The following is a 1,077-nucleotide window of genomic DNA, read 5'->3' on the forward strand; positions in this document are numbered from 1 at the left end:
TGGTCACCGATGCGCAAAAAGTGGAAGACAATTTGGCCAAAGTTGCCTTCACGGAAGATGAGCCTGGCGGCGGAGTCCTAACCCTTGGTGGCTTACTTGAACAAAATTCCAACTATAAGGGATTTGGTAATTCCTTAGTGGTTGAATTATTAACGGGCATCTTAGCTCAGGGCTCAATTTCGGCTGATACCAACAAACCGGGTCGCCACGACTTCAGTCAGTTCTTCTTAACCATCAATCCGGCATTGTTTGGCGAGCTTGATGATCTCAAACAACGAGCTACTAAGATGTTTGATCGGATTCGCCACCTCAAGCACGTTCCCGGGACTCATATCATGATCCCCGGCGATCGTGAGTATAAACATTATGACGAGAATCTTAAGCAAGGCGTTGTGATTGATGATAAGACCGCTCAGGAGCTGGAGACAATTGGCAAGCAAGCCGGTGTCGTCGTTCCCCAGGCAATCTAATTTTGATTGGTATCTCCATTAATGACTAATTCTACAAAATGCTTTTCTGCAACCAAAAGCGTTATAGTAGTGGTGGTAACAAAATGATTTGAGGAGGTATTCAATTGAAAACTGTATTAATTTTAGGAGCCGCAGGTCAAATTTCCAGTTATTTGATTCCAGCCCTCTTACAACAAACTGATTTTAACTTAAAACTGTATGCTCGCAATGCCAACAATCGTATTAAAGTGACTGATCCAAGCCGAGAAACCGTCATTGATGGCGACTTCAACGACAAGGATACCTTGAATCAGGCCATGGATGGCGTTGACGCGGTGTATTTGAATGAAATGCGTGATCTCGATTCCGTTAAAAATATTGTGGCAGCAATGGATGCCAACCACGTCCGCCAATTTATCGGAGCCACCGTCCTTGGAATTGAAGATGAGGTCAAGGGCGCCTTTGGTCAGTGGAATACCAGTATGATTGAAAGCTCAATCACCAAGCGGATTAAAACCGCCAAAGTCATCAAGGATTCTGATCTCACTTACACGTTGCTGCGGTTAGCTTGGCTTTATAATAAAGACGGTAACACCAACTATGAGTTAACTGACAGCGACCAGCCATT

At 44.4% G+C, this 1,077-nt stretch carries 2 protein-coding genes; both read left to right on the top strand.

Annotation, left to right across the window (positions count from 1 at the left end):
• On the top strand, positions 1 to 470 hold a 470-nt coding region (locus QUF07_RS13990; RefSeq protein ID WP_289428198.1), incomplete at its 5' end, for an Ldh family oxidoreductase.
• A 104-nt stretch (positions 471 to 574) separates the two neighbouring features.
• Positions 575 to 1,077: NAD(P)H-binding protein (locus QUF07_RS13995; protein WP_289428200.1), on the top strand; the 503-nt coding region annotated here is incomplete at its 3' end.

This window comes from Lentilactobacillus sp. TOM.63, from assembly GCF_030361045.1.
GTDB classification, from domain to species: Bacteria; Bacillota; Bacilli; order Lactobacillales; family Lactobacillaceae; genus Lentilactobacillus; species Lentilactobacillus dabitei.